Origin of the sequence: Sphingobacterium sp. 2149 (assembly GCF_031455655.1) — a bacterium.
Taxonomy (GTDB): domain Bacteria; phylum Bacteroidota; class Bacteroidia; order Sphingobacteriales; family Sphingobacteriaceae; genus Sphingobacterium.
Genome location: NZ_JAVDTD010000006.1, coordinates 171,412 through 187,911, shown reverse-complemented (window position 1 = coordinate 187,911; position 16,500 = coordinate 171,412). Strand labels below are relative to the sequence as shown.

16 protein-coding genes are annotated in these 16,500 nt (G+C 39.4%); 8 read left to right on the top strand and 8 right to left on the bottom strand.

Features of this window, described 5'->3' with window-relative positions; translation table 11 throughout:
* The first annotated feature begins 107 nt into the window (after positions 1 to 107).
* Positions 108 to 1,121 carry a sensor histidine kinase gene (locus tag J2X77_RS10625; RefSeq protein WP_209577940.1) on the top strand — a complete coding sequence of 338 codons (1,014 nt, stop codon included), beginning with the start codon at positions 108 to 110 and terminating at the stop codon, positions 1,119 to 1,121.
* A 3-nt stretch (positions 1,122 to 1,124) separates the two neighbouring features.
* Positions 1,125 to 1,820 carry a LytTR family DNA-binding domain-containing protein gene (locus J2X77_RS10620; protein WP_209577941.1) on the top strand — a complete coding sequence of 232 codons (696 nt, stop codon included), beginning with the start codon at positions 1,125 to 1,127 and terminating at the stop codon, positions 1,818 to 1,820.
* 44 nt (positions 1,821 to 1,864) lie between these two features.
* Here the strand turns inward: J2X77_RS10620 and J2X77_RS10615 are convergent, their stop codons facing one another.
* On the bottom strand, positions 1,865 to 2,761 hold the full coding sequence (locus J2X77_RS10615; RefSeq protein WP_209577942.1) for a LysR family transcriptional regulator: 897 nt from the start codon (positions 2,759 to 2,761) through the stop codon (positions 1,865 to 1,867).
* Positions 2,762 to 2,858: 97 nt separating this feature from the next.
* Here J2X77_RS10615 and J2X77_RS10610 point away from each other — a divergent pair, with 97 nt between their 5' ends.
* On the top strand, positions 2,859 to 3,470 hold the full coding sequence (locus tag J2X77_RS10610; protein ID WP_209577943.1) for an NAD(P)H-dependent oxidoreductase: 612 nt from the start codon (positions 2,859 to 2,861) through the stop codon (positions 3,468 to 3,470).
* A gap of 81 nt (positions 3,471 to 3,551) precedes the next feature.
* Positions 3,552 to 3,842, top strand: coding sequence for a putative quinol monooxygenase (locus J2X77_RS10605; RefSeq protein WP_209577944.1), 291 nt, complete (start codon positions 3,552 to 3,554; stop codon positions 3,840 to 3,842).
* A gap of 145 nt (positions 3,843 to 3,987) precedes the next feature.
* Here the strand turns inward: J2X77_RS10605 and J2X77_RS10600 are convergent, their stop codons facing one another.
* From J2X77_RS10600 to J2X77_RS10590, 3 genes are all read right to left on the bottom strand, one after another.
* A complete protein-coding gene (locus J2X77_RS10600; protein WP_209577945.1) occupies positions 3,988 to 4,311 on the bottom strand; it encodes a hypothetical protein in 324 nt (107 codons plus the stop codon).
* 266 nt (positions 4,312 to 4,577) lie between these two features.
* Positions 4,578 to 5,309 (bottom strand): YggS family pyridoxal phosphate-dependent enzyme, encoded by a 732-nt coding sequence (locus J2X77_RS10595; protein ID WP_209577946.1) that lies wholly within the window; start codon positions 5,307 to 5,309, stop codon positions 4,578 to 4,580.
* A 157-nt stretch (positions 5,310 to 5,466) separates the two neighbouring features.
* Positions 5,467 to 7,281, bottom strand: a complete 1,815-nt coding sequence (locus J2X77_RS10590) for a mechanosensitive ion channel domain-containing protein (RefSeq protein ID WP_209577947.1) — start codon at positions 7,279 to 7,281, stop codon at positions 5,467 to 5,469.
* A gap of 238 nt (positions 7,282 to 7,519) precedes the next feature.
* On the opposite strand from J2X77_RS10590, the gene J2X77_RS10585 reads away from it, so the two are divergent.
* Positions 7,520 to 10,021: a glutaminase family protein gene (locus J2X77_RS10585; RefSeq protein WP_209577948.1), complete on the top strand. Its 2,502-nt coding sequence runs from the start codon at positions 7,520 to 7,522 to the stop codon at positions 10,019 to 10,021.
* A gap of 48 nt (positions 10,022 to 10,069) precedes the next feature.
* Here the strand turns inward: J2X77_RS10585 and J2X77_RS10580 are convergent, their stop codons facing one another.
* A complete protein-coding gene (locus tag J2X77_RS10580; protein ID WP_209577949.1) occupies positions 10,070 to 11,989 on the bottom strand; it encodes a sensor histidine kinase in 1,920 nt (639 codons plus the stop codon).
* Entirely contained in the window at positions 11,986 to 12,729 is a 744-nt protein-coding gene (locus J2X77_RS10575; protein ID WP_209577950.1) for a LytTR family DNA-binding domain-containing protein, read from the bottom strand. The genes J2X77_RS10580 and J2X77_RS10575 overlap by 4 nt, the downstream gene beginning before the upstream one ends.
* Positions 12,730 to 12,914: 185 nt before the next feature.
* Between J2X77_RS10575 and J2X77_RS10570 the strand changes: the two genes are divergently transcribed.
* From J2X77_RS10570 to J2X77_RS10560, 3 genes are all read left to right on the top strand, one after another.
* A complete protein-coding gene (locus tag J2X77_RS10570; RefSeq protein WP_209577951.1) occupies positions 12,915 to 13,568 on the top strand; it encodes a Pr6Pr family membrane protein in 654 nt (217 codons plus the stop codon).
* Between the two features lie 71 nt (positions 13,569 to 13,639).
* Positions 13,640 to 14,161, top strand: a complete 522-nt coding sequence (locus J2X77_RS10565) for a hypothetical protein (protein WP_209577952.1) — start codon at positions 13,640 to 13,642, stop codon at positions 14,159 to 14,161.
* A 389-nt stretch (positions 14,162 to 14,550) separates the two neighbouring features.
* Entirely contained in the window at positions 14,551 to 14,820 is a 270-nt protein-coding gene (locus J2X77_RS10560) for a hypothetical protein (RefSeq protein ID WP_209577953.1), read from the top strand.
* A gap of 114 nt (positions 14,821 to 14,934) precedes the next feature.
* On the opposite strand, the gene J2X77_RS10555 is transcribed toward J2X77_RS10560, so the two are convergent.
* Positions 14,935 to 15,555 (bottom strand): HPP family protein, encoded by a 621-nt coding sequence (locus J2X77_RS10555; protein ID WP_209577954.1) that lies wholly within the window; start codon positions 15,553 to 15,555, stop codon positions 14,935 to 14,937.
* 218 nt (positions 15,556 to 15,773) lie between these two features.
* Entirely contained in the window at positions 15,774 to 16,349 is a 576-nt protein-coding gene (locus J2X77_RS10550; RefSeq protein WP_310080682.1) for a GNAT family N-acetyltransferase, read from the bottom strand.
* Between the last annotated feature and the right edge of the window lie 151 nt (positions 16,350 to 16,500).

The window sequence follows — 16,500 nt, the reverse complement described above, 5'->3', positions numbered from 1 at the left end:
AAAATGATCTATGGCATTTAAAAGTGACCAGTTGAATTCATCATTTATTTTTCTCCTCTTTTGAACTTAAAGCTTTTACTTTGTAACAGAATCTTAACAAAATAAGGATGATGAGAAAGGTTTTGGAGAACAAGATAATACAGGAGATCGTTCTATTGATCTTTTCATTTATTCTTTTTACGTTGAACGACTGGATTTTGATCCTGAGCTGGAAGGGATTTCTGATGGGCGTGTTCTATTTCATGATCCTGTATGCGCACGCACAGTTAAATCGCTTTTTTCTATTACCGCTGCTACTTAAGAAAAATAAACCCTTGTTGTATGTTTTCGCGTCGGTAGCAACCCTGCTCATTTTTGCACTCCTATTAAAAGAGCTAACAGATAACGTGATCTACAAGAATTGTTTTCTCTACAAGAATCTTGTTCAGAAAACGTTCCATTATCAGTTTGGTGTATTATTGGGGTCCTTGATCTGCATATTGGGCAGTATTCAATTTATTGAATTTTACCGCTTTCAGCGTGTGAAGACGCGACGTGAACTGCTTTCGAATCAGACGCAGTTATCGCATTTAAAAAAGCAACTCAATCCACATTTTCTATTCAACACCTTAAATACTATTTATGGTATTAATCTAAAGTATCCGGAACGTACGTCCGAATTGATTATCAAAGTGTCGCAGCTGCTTCGTTATCAGATGGAGAGCGGTGAACGGGAGTATGTAGCTATGGATGATGAAATTGATTTTATTTCAAGTTATATTGAACTGGAACGCGAGCGACTAGGCTATCGAACGAAAATTGAATTTGATTATCAAAAAGAAGAAGATATCAATTATCAGATCGCACCTATGCTGTTGATTACGTTCGTAGAGAATGCTTTTAAACACGGAACCTGCAGTATTGAAGATTGTTTTGTTGATATCTCGATTAAGATTGAAAAAGGGAACTTATATTTGCATATACGGAATTCTGTACCTGTCAAGAAGAGGAATGTGTTCTCAGCAAAAATAGGTTTGGAAAATACGATCGCTCGATTAAAGCTCTTGTATCCTAATCGCTACGTATTGACCGCAGATTCCAGGAAAGAAGAGTATGAGGTGTCATTGGTTATCAATCTTTAAACAATGAGTAAAAGCAACTGTATTATAGTTGATGATGAGCCCGCAGCACATTATGTACTGGTAAATTATATTGAAAGAAGTACGGATCTGCAGTTGGTCGCTCAGTGTTATAATGCTTTTGAGGCATTGGAGTTTCTTCGGCAGAACAGTGTGGATTTAATCTTTCTGGATATTGAAATGCCCGAAATTAATGGCATGGAATTTCTTAAAATGCTGGATCATCCACCCAAGACAATTTTGACAACAGCGTATTCCGAATACGCACTGGAAAGCTATGATTATGGCGTTGTTGATTATTTATTAAAACCCATCTCGTTCCCCCGTTTTTTTAAGGCTGTTCAACGCTTTTTATCGTATAAGACGACGTTGTTGCCTCAAGAAGAAGAACCGAAATCGATTACTATACGCATGGATGGACGTGTCATTGATGTCAAATTAGCTCAGATCGATTTCATCCAAAGCTTTGGCAATTATGTGAAAATTGTCACTCCAAGCCAGACTTTTTTAACAGCAAGCACCACCCAACAAATACTTACACAGGTGCCGGCATCAAAATTTATCCGTATCCACAAATCCTACATTGCTTCGATCAATAAGGTGATCAAATATGAGCATGGAATGGTACAGATCAATAATACCTCCCTACCGGTCGGTATTACTTTCCGTCGGGAGTTACAGGAGCGGCTAGCCAATAAATAGGTCTGAGCGAATAGAGGTCTTATTGCTATAAGAGAGTCAGGTGACTACCATTTCTCTTTTAGCAGTTTTTCCAATTGACCAATTTCCGCTTGGTACATGGTTTTCTTTCTCGTTCCGAAGTAAAGTATATTTTCGACGGGAGAAGTCCCTTCCCAGATCAGTTTTATTTTCCCGGAAGCAAGTGCTTCGGCACATAGGAAGTCGGGAACAATGGAAAAGCCCGTGTTGTTACTCAAGCAGCGTATAATTGAACTAATATTTGGAACGATATAATTGGGACTGAAGTCTGGATGCTCTCCAAAGTGTGTGGACCAGTAGTTTTTTAGATGATCCATATCGGCAGCCGTGCTGTACCACAATTGTTTTTTTAGCAAGCGGGCAGCTTCTTTAATTTTGTCTTCTGCCAAGAGTTTCTCTAGTTCGGATGTATCTGTTTGACAACCCGCAATCAAGACAATACGCTCTTTTGAGAAAGCTTCATATTGCAGATTCTGCTGGTTTCCTTTCTGAGGCGTAATAATAAGATCCAATAGGCCATTGTCAAGGTCGTGCTGCATCTGAGGATATTCTCCAAATTTGATAATTAAATTAAAGGGTAGTTGCGCAATATGTTCCTCCAGGGTGTATTGAAAGGTCTCAAAACACATTCCGATACTAATTGTAACGCGTTCATCCAATGCGCGTTTGTGAAAATGCTGTTCGCCAGTTTCTAGTTTTTTAAGCGGGTCAATCACATAGTTGTACAAGATTTTGCCCTTTTCGGTCGGCACCATTCTTCGCGCAGATCGATCAAAAAGCTTGTGCCCAGTAAACGCTTCCAGGGAATTCAGATGTAGGCTGACACCAGGCTGAGAAATAAACAATTCCTGTGCTGCAGCAGATAATGTTCCGGTTTCATAGATTGCCTTAAATGTACGAAGCCATTCTAAGTTCCATTTCATAGTTATTATTTTTATGATACAAATATACAATTTAAGTTATTTGTGTGATTTAAAAATATTATAGAAATTTGTGTTATCAATAAGAAAAATGATAGAAATGAACATATTTATTATCAACGGCGGACAGAAATTCGCACACTCGGGTGGTTCTTTCAATACCACAATAACAAATTGGACTGTCGAAACACTGGCAGGAAATGGATTCGAGACTCGGGTTACCAATATCAACGATGATTTTGATCCAATGGTTGAAGTTGAAAACTTTAAATGGGCAGACATTATTGTTTACCATTTCCCTGTATGGTGGTTTCAGGTTCCGAACCGTCTGAAGCGCTATATCGATGAAGTTTTTACGGCGGGTCACAACAACGGTATCTATAAAAATGATGGTCGTTCACGTAAAAACCCAGCCATTAACTATGGTACAGGAGGTTTAATGCAGGGTAAAAAATACATGGTGACTTCGAGCTGGAATGCTCCTGAGACAGCCTTTACGATGGAAAATGAGTTTTTTGATCAGCATTCCGTTGATGCAGGTGTTTTATTCGGTTTTCACAAGATGAATCAGTTTGCAGGATTAGAACATCTGGGAAGCTTCCATTTTCATGATATGGAGAAGGGTGCGTCTCAAGAACGTATTGACAATTACGAAAAGGAATATAAACAATATTTGGAAGAGGTGTTCCATTTGGAAACGACGTTGAACTAAAAATTTATTGAGCGATAAATCGCTTTATCCGTGGCGTTATTACGATGAAAAGAGTAAATTACCAAAATAAAAATCAATAACATGAAGGTATATTTAACCGCAATTTTAAAGGCAGTTCCTGCACATCGGGAAGAAGTATTGGCATTATTGTTTGAAATGGTCGAAGCAAGTAGAAAGGAAGAAGCTTGTATACAGTACGATCTGCACCAGGTGAACAGTGATGAAAACCAGTTTATATTTTATGAAATATGGGAAGATCAGGCGGGCTTGGATGCGCATAATCAACAACCTTATATTGTAGCATTCGGAAAAGTTGCCGGTGAAAAATTGCAGGAAGCGCCTCAAATTATATTAATGAATAAAATCGCTTAATTTACAATGTGGCCTGTAAAGACCGTATTGAAAAGATAGCAAGGAATATCATGTAGTGGATGATGTATACAGGCGGAAGATATTAACTATAATTGAAGTATTGGTGGGTACCAAAATCATTTGCGTTGCCTTGAATAAGCTTGTTTTATTCTGATTTAGTGACGCGAATGATTTTGTTTGTACCTTGCTGAACAGCAACATCGACTTTACTTCGTTGCGTGTAGCTCTGTTGCAGGAGGTTCAATTTTTTGGACAGCTGGCCATCTTGATTGTCTAGCCAGAAGGTCGCAGCCATAATACCAATTTGAACTCTATAACTGGAATCAGTTTCCGGAACAAGCTGCTCGATAAGCTGATGTTGATACCAAGTGAGGTCTTTGTTTTCTTTTTGGGAAACACAGGCGTGTAGGAGAAATGCCAGAAGGGCTAGATAGCCGATTTTTAAAAGTTGACTGCGTCTTAGGTTCATCAATAGTTTTTTTGTGTTGCACCAAATCTACTATTTTTGCCCAAATAATAACTTAACTTTGTAAGTTTTTACGCTCCCGTTGAGACAGATACGCTTCATTTATTTATTAGACTTCTCGTGTATGCATATTCTAGTAAATCTAAAAATGTATGAAGTATGCTGTTTATCTGGCTGTAATCATAAGCCTGAATTTTCTCAGGTTAAATAGGCCCCGGGTGCTTCAAAAACTTCGTGTTGTGTAAAATGTATCCGCATCGTTTTTTTTGTTAGTTGTGTTCGTTCCAGTAATAACTATCTGGTGTAGGACGTTGTCCAAAAATTGCCGTGCCCACCCTGACTATGGTAGCCCCTTCTGCTATTGCTATTTCTAAATCTCCGCTCATGCCCATCGACAATTCTTGCATCGATACACCTGGAATAGCTAGGGCTATAATTTGTCGTTGAATTTGTTTGAGCAATTTAAAACAGGCACGTACCTGTTCGGCCTCGGCACTCAGTATACCGATAGTCATCAGTCCTTTAATCTTTAGTGTGCTTAATGTTGCTATTTGCTGAACCAGGCCGATCACTTCCCCTGGGGCAGCGCCGTACTTGCTCTCTTCGAAGGAGGTATTTACCTGGATGAGCACTTCCATGATTTTCTCTTCCTTTAAAAGGCGCTGATGCAATTTTTCGGCAAGATCGAAACGGTCTATCGAATGGATGCAGGTTACGTTGCATTTGAGGATATCTTTGATTTTATTGGTTTGCAGATGTCCAATAAAATGATTGACATGCGGAATGGTCTTTAAATACTCAAATTTGTCTTTCAATTCCTGTACTTTATTCTCTGCTATCAACGTTTGTCCTGCACGTAGTGCAATTTCAATACGTTCGGCGGGAACAGTTTTGGTTGCCAGCAATAATTTTACGTCCAGTGGATTTCGGTTAGTTGACTGGCAGGCTTTTTCTATACGCTGTTGAATAATGTGTATGTTTTCTGTAATAAGCTCATCCATGTTGCGGTTGTATTGTTTGTTATTGAAGTCAAAATTACAGCCAATTATTAGGAAAGAGCTAGTCCAATTTAGCTAATAGAAGCTGGTCCAGTCCGAACGTCTTTACACGAGTGCTTTTAGGTAAACTGCTCGATAGGCAGGGCGGCAATTGCTGAGATCAGTTTTCTTGCGTTTTGCCAGGCATATTTGGATTATATTGCTGTACATGTTCTGCCTTCGCATAGATATGAGGTCCATTCATATCAATTCCTTCGGCTAAAAAGTCGTCAAGAATTAACTGAAAAATTTCAGATTTTGCCTGGTCAATTTCCCCAGATTTGCCGATGTAAACATTCAGCTCATAGAGTACATAAAAATCATCTAACTTTTTTTGTAGCACAAATGGCGCGGGATTCACTTTAACTCTTTTTACGCGCGGTGGTATGTTTAAAAGCAACTCATGGATCCGTTGCCAAGGCTCTTCATAACCGACTGTCAATTCCACCTGAAAGCAGATTCCCTCTGCAGAAAAGGTCGAGTAATTAACTGTATTTCCGGAAAGAACCGAGGAATTGGGGATCGTAATCTCTTCATTTTTTATGGTTCGAAGCCGCGTTACCAAAGGCGATTTTTCGATAACAACACCTGTTTTGTCGGCAATTGTGATGCGGTCTCCGATCCGGAAAGGACGCATATAGGTGATCACAAGACCTGCAATGATATTAGAAATCGCAGATGATGATCCTAAAGAAAACAGGATACCAATAAATACGGATATTCCTTTAAAGATATCTGAATTGGCTCCGGGTAAGTAAGGGAATATGAGCACCAGCGTAAATGCTTGAAGCAGGAAGCGAACGATGGTAAAGGTGGGCATGGCAAAATCACGGTGAAAGCCGTTAATTTCTAATTTGCCCTTGTCAATTTCGCTAAAAATATATTTTATGAATCGAACAGCATAGCGCATGACGACAAGAATAACAAATATTGTAATCAGATTTGGAATATAATCCCAAATGGCCAACACTGCCGTTTTAAGCGGTTTTGTGAAAAGTCCGATCAGATTGGAAGCCCAGCTCTGTGTAAATGGAAAAACACTGAAAACAATAGGCAGCATGATAAAGGCGATTAGGATGATCAATCCCCAACGTAAGATACTAATCGCATGAATAAACATCCGTGTTTTTTGTACCGAAGTAACGAGTACGTAATTTTTGATCTTAATGTCTTTAATCCGCTGCGTTCGTTCCGTTAGTATGCGTCGTGTACCGTATGCTTTTAATCGATTAATCAATAAGATCAGAATAGAAAAAACAACGAGAATAAGGAATACAAGTCCAATACGTATAAGAAGTTTTGTGATGCTGTTCGCGGCGCGTTCAGCTGTGATGGTATCTTGAATCTTTTTTAAATAGTTTGCCGCAATTTCTTCTTTGCTTTTTCCTTCAAGAAGTGCATCGAGTTCGGTGATAGAGGTGATCACCAGATCTTTGTAAACGATGTCGGCGCTGATTTCGTTGTTTTCGATTTTAAATGAATCTACGTTCACAAAATCATCTTCATAGAGATTGTGGATTCTGCTCACCACGTTGGAAGCGCGATCTTTGGCTAACGACGATCCAAGCTTATTGTAGATATAGAATAAAGTGTCTTGAAACGGAGCGACGGCGTATCTTTTTGTGTTTTTTTTGATGGAGTCTACTTTGACTTTCAGTTGCTGCTGCCGAATGGTATTTTCTTCGTCAAAATCATTGAGCTGCTGTTTTAAGTTCTCCTTTTTCGGACTATTTTGACTTTTAAGGTCGGCAATTTCATGCTGAAGCTTTACCCGTTCGAGCGAATCATTGATTTGCTGTTGCCTAATTCCATTCAGTAGGGAACTCAGATCCAGCTCTTTTTTATTGACGGAATCTATTTCTTGTGCATAGAGCTGTAAGCTTGTTGACAAAAGATAAGATAGGGTCATTAAGAAATAAACGTAAATACTTCTCATCGTGTTGTTGGTAAAAATGAAAGCCGATGTGTATAGGTCATTTTGCACATAACGATCGGACAGGTTCTCAAAGATAATAATTATCTTGATTAGATGGCAGATTGTCAAATATGATATAAATTGGAGCTAAAATGATACGATGCGACAGCTCAATTTCAATTATTCCGACTTTCTTTGTTAAAACGATTGGGCATACATCCAATGCACAAATGTTTGCAGCTAATTTTATCCAATAAATATGATTAAACCTTTTAAAAAATCTATTCATGCAACCAACAACCTTGGGAAGATAGGCCTCTGCCTTATAGTAGCCTGTATATCCTCGGTTTTAGCGGGACAAGCCCAAGAACGGAAAGCTCCAGCTTATCCATTGATTACGCATAATCCGAATTTTAGTATATGGTCAATGACCGATCAGCTTCACGGGTCGACAACAAAACACTGGACAGATGCGGATCACTCGCTGTTGGGCCTAATTGATGTGGATGGCAAGATCTATCGTTTTCTTGGCCAGGAAGAACCTAATTATGCAGTTATTCTCCCGACTGCGGAAGATAAATCTTATACGGTACAGTATACTGAGTCGAAGCCTCAAGGTGGTTGGGAGTCTTCCTCTTATAATACGAATACTTGGAAATCGGGGCATGCACCTTTTGGTGATGATGAGAAGCAGGTAAAAACGCTTTGGAAGTCGGATGATCTCTGGGTGAGACGTGACTTTGTCGTAGCCGACCCAAAGGGTATCAATGAGTTATTTTTAAAACTCAATCATGATGATAATATAGAAGTATTTTTGAACGGGAAGAAGGTTTACGAAAAGATAGGTTGGACCAATAGTTTTCACTATTTACCGATTGACAAGACGAATTTGAAAGCCGGGAAAAATAATATGGCCATCCATTTGAAGAATAGTGCTGGTGGTCGTTACTTGGATTTTGGTTTGGTTGACAGGCTTAAAGAGCGTGGCCCACGGGTTCAGGAAGCCGTGCAAAAAGAGGTGGAAATAACAGCTACACGTACAGTTTACAATTTTCAGGCTGGTAAAGTGGATCTAAAATTAACCTTTACTTCGCCGCTGCTTATGGATGATCTGAATGTGTTGGCCAGACCGGTAAGCTACATCACTTATCATGTAAAGGCAAACGATGGAAAGCAGCATGCTGTTAAAGTTTTTTTGAGTGCGTCAACAAATATTGCGGTGTTTAAGCCTTCGCAGGAAGTAACCGCCGAAAAATATGAAACGGCAAAATTGTCGGTACTAAAAGCTGGAACGGTTGAACAGCCTATTTTGCAGAAAGGTGCCGATGATATGCGGATAGACTGGGGGTATTTTTATGTTGCTTCACCAAAGCGAGATAAGACGCAACAGTTTATTAGTCCGGTGGGCGGGGCCGTCGACGCTTTCAGAAAGGGAACAACGACCGCTGCAAAAACTGTTAAGGGTACATCACTTGCGCTGAACACGGTCATTCCATTTGGCAATGTGGGTGCGAAAGCAGAGGAGCGTTTTGTTGAGGTAGGCTACGATGAAATTTATGCGATTCAGTATTTCAACAATAACCTAAGACCGTGGTGGAACAATTCAGGGAAAGAAACGATGGAAAATCAGCTGACTTTGGCTGCAGACCAGTATCGTAGCGTGGTCGATAAATGTACGGCATTTGACAAGTCTGTTTATGCAGATGCGCTCAAATCGGGCGGAAAAGAGTATGCACATCTTAGCATACTGGCTTATCGTCAAAGTATCGCAGCTCATACCTTGGTGAAAAGTCCTCAAAATGAACTATTATGGCTTTCGAAAGAAAATAATAGTGGTGGATTTATTAATACGGTGGATGTAACTTATCCTTCAGCCCCTTTGTATTTGATCTACAATGCGGAGTTATTGAAGGGAATGTTGAGCGGAATATTTTATTTTAGTGAAAGCGGGAAATATCCATACCCTTGGGCCGCGCATGATTTGGGTACTTATCCACTGGCCAATGGTCAGACATATGGCGAACCGATGCCGGTGGAAGAGTCAGGAAATATGATTATCCTCACTGCAGCGATCGCGAAAGTGCAGGGGAACAGTGATTATGCTAGAAAGCATTGGAAAACTCTTACTACTTGGGTAGATTATCTTGTTAAAGATGGTTTTGATCCTAAAACGCAGCTTTGTACAGACGATTTTGCCGGTCACCTTGCACGCAATACGAACTTATCTGTCAAAGCAATTGTTGGTATCGCTTGTTATGCGCAGCTCGCTGAAGCAATAGGTGAATCAGCTATTGCAAAAAAATACCGTGCAATTGCGGAGGAAATGGTTCCAAGATGGATGGAAATGGCAGATGCTGGCGACCATTATGCGCTGACATTTGATGATAAAAATACTTGGAGTCAGAAATATAATTTGATCTGGGACAAAGTATTGGGGTTAAATCTATTTCCTCAAAACGTGTATGACACTGAAATCAAGTATTACCTCACGAAACAGAATAGATTCGGTATTCCGTTGGATAGCCGCAAAGCATACACCAAAAACGACTGGATTCTTTGGACAGCATCATTTGCACCATCAAGAGAAACATTTGAAGCATTGGTGAAGCCTGTATACCAGCATGCGATTCAAACGGAATCTCGTGTCCCTTTGAATGATTTTTATGATTCCAATACCGGAATTCGTGAAAATTTTAAGGCACGTAGTGTCGTTGGAGGGTTTTATATGAAAATTTTAGCGGATAAGCTGCAACAACAATAAACCAATGACCCAGGAGTAGCTGTCTCAATGAACGAAGAATACAGATCATCAATAGGTCACCGGTATGTGAAGGATCACTGTGGTGCCAGCATTCGGGCTTTTGTAGATCTGTATACTTGCTTTTTTTCCGAGCAATTGCATGCGTTCTCGGCAGATGGCTCCAGAAAGCGACCGATGTGACAATTCAGGAATGTCGCTATTGATTTTACCACTATCTTGAATCTTCACGCGCAGGATATCTCCTGATACTGCAAATTGGATGTCAATGCTGCCATTGCCTGTATGGAGGTCTATACCATGAAGAATAGCATTTTCAACATAGGGTTGTATCAGCATGGGGGGTAGCATCACCGCACTGAGGTCTTGATCTTGCGGAGGTGTAATATGGTAGTGAAAAGTGTCATCAAAACGCATTTGCTGTAAAATGAGATAGTTTCCTAAGGTCTCAAGTTCCTCACTTAGTGGGACAACATTCTCGCGGCTTAATTCGAGATTGCTACGTAATAAGCGACTGAAAAGAGTTAAATATTTAATGGCATCTTCTTTTTTATCAAGGCGCATAAAGCTTTGAACAGCCGAAAGAGTATTGAAAATAAAGTGTGGTTCCATCTGTGTGCGTAGTAATTGCTGCTGCAATAAGACCTTTTCTTTTTCTTGCCTGGAACGTCGCTGGCGAAAAATGTAATATAGAAAGAAAAGGATGATGATCAATAAAATGACCGCCAAAGAGGTTGTCATGAGCCAGAGACGATTTTGCTGCAGTTGAAGTTTATTGATTTCAATATTTTCATTCAGCATACGAATAGATTGATCTTTCGCCTGAAGCTGGTATAGAGCATTCATTTCTGCAATTGCCTGTGTATTCTCTGACTGGTAAATACTCCTTTGTAACTGAACAAGGTGATTCAATACATCTATTGATGCTTTATTTTTCCCTTGCAAGCTGTATAGCGCGGCGAGGTTGTTCTGAAAGGTAATTTCGTTGGTGGGAAAAATTAATTTTGGAAACTGTGCTTTCAGCCTATTGGCCTTTTGGATGAATTTTTCTCCCAAAGCGGGCTTATTTAATGTAACATAAATTGCAGCTACATTGCTGTAATCAACAAATAAATTATTCATCAATGTTGGAGATGATGTCTGTTGATGCAAATGTTCGTCTATTGCAATTTTTCGCAGTTCATAGTGTAAAATGGAATCAGTTTTTCTCGCAGTTTCGTAGTATTGGATCTTCGAATCGTACAAAAAGCTGATGTTGTATTTGTCTGGGTGCTTAGCGTGTAATTCTTCGAGTTTATGGAGGTAGGGAGCAATTTCAGCTGCAGTTCTCTGCAAGGTATTCAGTGTCTGGATAATTTGTACCAAAACGCGTTGTCGATTGATATGTCCTTCAGGCAATGAATCTACTAGGGGTAATGCCGCTCGATTCATCTTTTCGGCAAGATTATACTGAAAGGAAGTGAGGTTGTTTTGCGCTGCAGACAGTAATATTGCTGATTTTGCTTCGTTTGACAGTCCTGATGCGGTGTCCGACAAAACAATTGTAGCAGCTTTATTATAATAATAGCCTGCTTCTCGTTCCTTTGCTTCGAGACTGCGGATGTTTCCTATGCCGTTATAAATAAGCGCCTTGTATTTTGCATTCCCCGTGGTTGGTTCAATCAGCTCAAGAGCCTTTTCAACAAAGAAAAGCGCTGAATCCTGCCTGCTCCTGGCATATTGTCGAGCCAAGTAATATTTTACGCGGGCAGCCAGTACGGTATCTTTTTTCACATTCAAATTCTGATCTAATTCTAACCAGGCCTGTTTTAAAGAATCCGCGTTTGCGCCATTCATTTTTTGGTCCTCGAGCGATTGAATTTGTGCGGCAAGAGCTTTACCTTCAGGTGAGTATGTGCCTTTCTTTTCCGTACAGGCTATGAACAATAGCGAGATTAGTAACCAAGGTAAAATGCGGTTCAGTGCGCTCATTTTTCTGGAAACAGCTGATTTAAAATCGAGTTTTTTCTGCGCGAGGAGATGGGAATTTCCTCTTTGTTTTTTAAGACAATATATTCTGAGCGATTGACGCCTGAAATATGCGACCTATTAACAAGATAGGACTGATGGGTGCGCAAAAAGTAGGGCTGGGGCAATAATTCTTCATAATATTTGAGCGGTTTGGATATTAACTCTTTTGTGCCATCATTTAAAAAGAAAAATGTATAGGGGCCATCCCCTTTGCAATATACGATGTTATGAACAGGAACGATGCGTACTTGCTGTAGGGATGATAACGCGATACTTTCGGGTAATTCCCGGGCATAAAACGCCTCTTGTGCCATGGATAGACGTTGCATCCATTGTGGATTGTTTTCTCTTTTGCGTCGAAAGCGTTCTAAAGCTTCGTTTAATTCGGTTTGATCTACAGGTTTTAAGAGGTAATCTAGCGCACCATATTTAATGGCTTTGATTGCAAAATGATTGTAAGCAGTAATGAAAATAATATTCTGTGGAATTACAGTCAACTTCTTTAAGATATCAAATGCTGTTCCGTCGCGGAGCTGAATATCCATAAGAACAACATCAGGTTTTTTGTCTTCAATCAGTTTAACAGCATTTGTCACAGTATCACTCCAGCCAACAAGTTCAACGTCAGTCTCCTGTTGCACCAAATAGCTGATTTCTTTGCGTATGGCGGGCTCATCTTCAATAATGGCTATTCTTATCATCTATTCATAATGCTTTATATCGGATAAAAATAATAATAGTAAGTCAGTAATCTCACTCCATTTACAAATCTTTGCTATTATTTATTATCCAGATTCAAATTCAAACGCCGGAAAGCTGAATTTATCATTTAATTTCAAATAGTGTTTAAAATCTTTATATTTAGTAGGGGTAAGGCTAATTGGATATGGAGATTCGAAAGTCATTAAAATCGGTTTTTGCTGGAGGCATTGGTTTAGTCACTCTATTGGCCCTTGTTGGGCAATTTACATTAAGTGCTCTTGTCTCGAAGCTTGGTACAACCGATTATGTAATACAGTTTTTTAGTTATTTCACGATTTTAAGTAATGTCTTGGTGCTATTATGTTGTTTTTTTACTGTTTTCTTGGCAAAAAGCCGATTGGGCATATTCTTCACTAACTCCCAAACAATTACTGCCGTCACACTTTACATACTTATTGTCGCACTGATCTATAATAGCTTACTTCGTTTTTTGTTAAACACAAGAGGGATGCTGAGTTTGGTAGACGAGTTACTGCATGTTGTCACGCCTTTAAGTTTTTTCCTCTTCTGGTGGCTATTTTGTAACAAAAAAGTGCTCCGTTGGCGCCAGATTTTCTATTGGTTGATTTTCCCGTTAGGCTATCTGTTGTACACATTGTGGCATGGTTCGGTTTCTGGATTTTATCCTTATCCTTTTATAAATGTTTCTGAGTTGGGTATAGAAAGCGTTATTTTGAACAGTTTGGCAATGACTTTGGTTTTCGTCCTAATCGCGGTGGTATTGATTGGATTGGGAAAGTGGCAAAATAAACAGCGTACTCAACGTATTGAAAAATAACAAAACTCAAAGCTGTTCGATATTGTTATATGACAGAACAGTTTCTATTTTATACTTTAATTGAATTGAAAATGGTTATACGATTTTTTGTCTGTGTCTCTTTGGTATTATGTACGATATGTTGTTTTGGTCAAGTTGATGTTGATAAAATGAGGGCCGAGTACGCTACCGCCGTTCAAAATAAGAAGCTCTGCGAAACGAATCTGAAACTATTGGAAAAATCCGCCAATTCCGCAACGGAGAAAGGGTACCTCGCTGCTTATGAAATTTTATGGGCCAAACATATGGGCAACCCTTTTTCGAAATTGGGTCAATTCAAAAAAGGAAAGAAGCTTTTAGAAGAAATGATCATGAAATATCCGGACAATATCGATTTACGGTTTATTCGATGGAGTGTACAGACGCATGCACCGTCTTTTTTAAGCTATGGTAAAGATCGATTGCGAGACAAGGAATATTTGGTAAAAAATTTGCATAAATTGCCCAACCCAAAGGGTAGAGAAGTGATCTACAAGTATTTAAAAGAAGCAAATAGTTATCTTAAAGGCGATCATGCCTTTTCACAGGCCGAACTGAATCAGCTCGCCAAATAGAAAGTATACTGTCTATCGTTAAGGAATGTATTGTATGTATAGGTTCTAAATGGTATATTATACCATATACTGTATCACAATGTATACGAGCGCAAAATGTTCAACAAAATGATTGAACACAAAATTAGAAAGACCCCGTCATTTTCCTCATGTCGGGGTTCTGTTTTAAGAGACCGCTATGGATAGCCCCTTTTCCTTTATTATGATTGTTTTAAATCAGCATGCTTAGTCTCAATATAGTCGATTTCAATGGCCGATCGCGCGAATATTAAACGATGCGATGCGAATAATAACTAGCGGTTGTCAAAAGCTGGAGTACACTTATTTTTGTCTACATATCCCTTTGTAGTTTAATACAGGAATGGTTACTAAATCATAAATATTGACAGATGTTTAAAAATACGAGACTCAGCAAAAATCCGCTTCATTATGCATATGCGGTATTATGGATTGTTTTATTTGGTTCAATCGCTTACTATATTTATTCGGGAGCAGCATTTAAACCCGACAATGGCAAAATTCATTTGGTAGCTATTCTTATCGCTTGGGTGGTAGAGTATCTAGGACTTACAATGACAAGTCTACTATTCTTAATTTATGGAATCTATCGAGCTATGACTACCGTGTTTGACAAAACAAATATGAGCACTGACAATTAACACGTTGCTGCAAAACCGCGTTTACATTCAATAATATACTTGATTTTAACTCGCTATACGTGTTTTGACGGCGATGAAGGTTTTTCAAGATATTAGCTGGAGGTTTTTAAGACATTATATGCGCGATGGGCTGGAGGCTTTAGCAAAGCGGTTTTTTAAATGCTGCCTCCTTGAACGGCGCAGGCGTGATTTTTTTACAGGGTAATGTCTGTTCTTGGTAATATTGTTAAAAATTAAGGCTACTAGCAATAGAATGGTGCAGCCTGATAGAACCGGGCTTAATACATACCAGTATCCCATAGATGCAATTTTCGTTCCGCTGCTGACTGCAATCAGCGCTGTTGCTCCACCCGGAGGATGCAAGGTACGGGTATACTGCATACACACAATTGACAAGGCAACAGCAGAAGGGGCTGTAAGCCAAATAATATCAGGAAGGAGCTGTGCCACTGTGACGCCAGCGATGGCAGAGACAACATGTCCACCGATTAGGTTGCGAGGCTGTGCTAGTGGGCTTTGTATCGCTCCGTAAACCAAAACTGAAGAAGCTCCAAAAGAGCCTATCAAAAAGACATTTTCTATTGAGGGTAAGTGAAGTGATTGGATATAAGCGATAATGAATATCCCGACAAAGGCACCAATGAAGGACCAAAAATGTTCCCAAGGATCGACTAATGTCTCCCTATAGACCACGTATCGGTATATCCGTAATTTTCTTTGAAGATGCTGTTTCATTTTATGTGCAAATATAGATAGAACTGGCGTTCAAATTTTGTGCATTCTATCTCGATTTTTGAAGATTTTATACCATGCAATAGCGATTAATAAGCTTTGCAGGTATACGCTATTTGTCGGTATACGCTATTTGTCCCCCAAAGCTGTCCACCTGCTTTTTTTGAAGCAGGTGGCGGAATGTGGGTACCAATAGGTTATACGTTTAACAAGAGTTCTATTTAAGTAAGCTGCATATACATATGATAATATGCGCTACCTGCAACGTACGCTTTCTTCCCAACGTTAAAACCAATCCTTTCATAGAGCTTTCGCGCATTTGGATTCGCGAGGTCAACAAGTAAGCCAACCTGATTAAAGTGATTTTCTTTAGCATGTGTAATGGCATGGTGTAAAAGTTTGGTTCCGATACCTTTACCTCTTACAGTGGGGGCAACAGCGATGGAATCGATATAAAATTCGCCACCGGCCGTTTCAGTTTCTGGAATCAAATTATTTGCGTAGTGCTCCGTTATAAGATCCAGGATAGGCTGTCTTAATTCAATAAACCGGTCACCATCGTAACCTGTCAATGAACCTATAATCCGGTCATCGACGTTAACGACCACGAAAGTGTTTTCATAGCTGTAGAGATTTCCTTTTTGTTGGAAAAGCTGCGTTAAAAAATGTACGGCTGCATGTTGATCTTCTTGTCGGATCAAGCGGAATATCATCTCTTCCATTGCCTGAAGCATAATTTCAGGAACACGGTGCGAATCGCTTGCTGTGGCTTGTCTAATTTTATAGTGGGTATCCATGATGGCAACAATAAAAACGAAGTTAGTAAACTTGATCGACTTTACTTAGACGATTTGATTTCCCTGCTTTGGGTCGAATATTTGATCAGGACAGTTGAATATCGATCTGCTTGTGTTCCTAAAATATTTCTTACTATTTTTAAAACGTGTT

Coding starts and splice junctions, on each gene's coding strand:
- J2X77_RS10625 (WP_209577940.1), top strand. CDS start 108: ATGATGAGAAAGGTTTTGGAGAACAAGATAATACAGGAGATCGTTCTA.
- J2X77_RS10620 (WP_209577941.1), top strand. CDS start 1,125: ATGAGTAAAAGCAACTGTATTATAGTTGATGATGAGCCCGCAGCACAT.
- J2X77_RS10615 (WP_209577942.1), bottom strand. CDS start 2,761: ATGAAATGGAACTTAGAATGGCTTCGTACATTTAAGGCAATCTATGAA.
- J2X77_RS10610 (WP_209577943.1), top strand. CDS start 2,859: ATGAACATATTTATTATCAACGGCGGACAGAAATTCGCACACTCGGGT.
- J2X77_RS10605 (WP_209577944.1), top strand. CDS start 3,552: ATGAAGGTATATTTAACCGCAATTTTAAAGGCAGTTCCTGCACATCGG.
- J2X77_RS10600 (WP_209577945.1), bottom strand. CDS start 4,311: ATGAACCTAAGACGCAGTCAACTTTTAAAAATCGGCTATCTAGCCCTT.
- J2X77_RS10595 (WP_209577946.1), bottom strand. CDS start 5,309: ATGGATGAGCTTATTACAGAAAACATACACATTATTCAACAGCGTATA.
- J2X77_RS10590 (WP_209577947.1), bottom strand. CDS start 7,281: ATGAGAAGTATTTACGTTTATTTCTTAATGACCCTATCTTATCTTTTG.
- J2X77_RS10585 (WP_209577948.1), top strand. CDS start 7,520: ATGATTAAACCTTTTAAAAAATCTATTCATGCAACCAACAACCTTGGG.
- J2X77_RS10580 (WP_209577949.1), bottom strand. CDS start 11,989: ATGAGCGCACTGAACCGCATTTTACCTTGGTTACTAATCTCGCTATTG.
- J2X77_RS10575 (WP_209577950.1), bottom strand. CDS start 12,729: ATGATAAGAATAGCCATTATTGAAGATGAGCCCGCCATACGCAAAGAA.
- J2X77_RS10570 (WP_209577951.1), top strand. CDS start 12,915: ATGGAGATTCGAAAGTCATTAAAATCGGTTTTTGCTGGAGGCATTGGT.
- J2X77_RS10565 (WP_209577952.1), top strand. CDS start 13,640: ATGGTTATACGATTTTTTGTCTGTGTCTCTTTGGTATTATGTACGATA.
- J2X77_RS10560 (WP_209577953.1), top strand. CDS start 14,551: ATGTTTAAAAATACGAGACTCAGCAAAAATCCGCTTCATTATGCATAT.
- J2X77_RS10555 (WP_209577954.1), bottom strand. CDS start 15,555: ATGAAACAGCATCTTCAAAGAAAATTACGGATATACCGATACGTGGTC.
- J2X77_RS10550 (WP_310080682.1), bottom strand. CDS start 16,349: ATGGATACCCACTATAAAATTAGACAAGCCACAGCAAGCGATTCGCAC.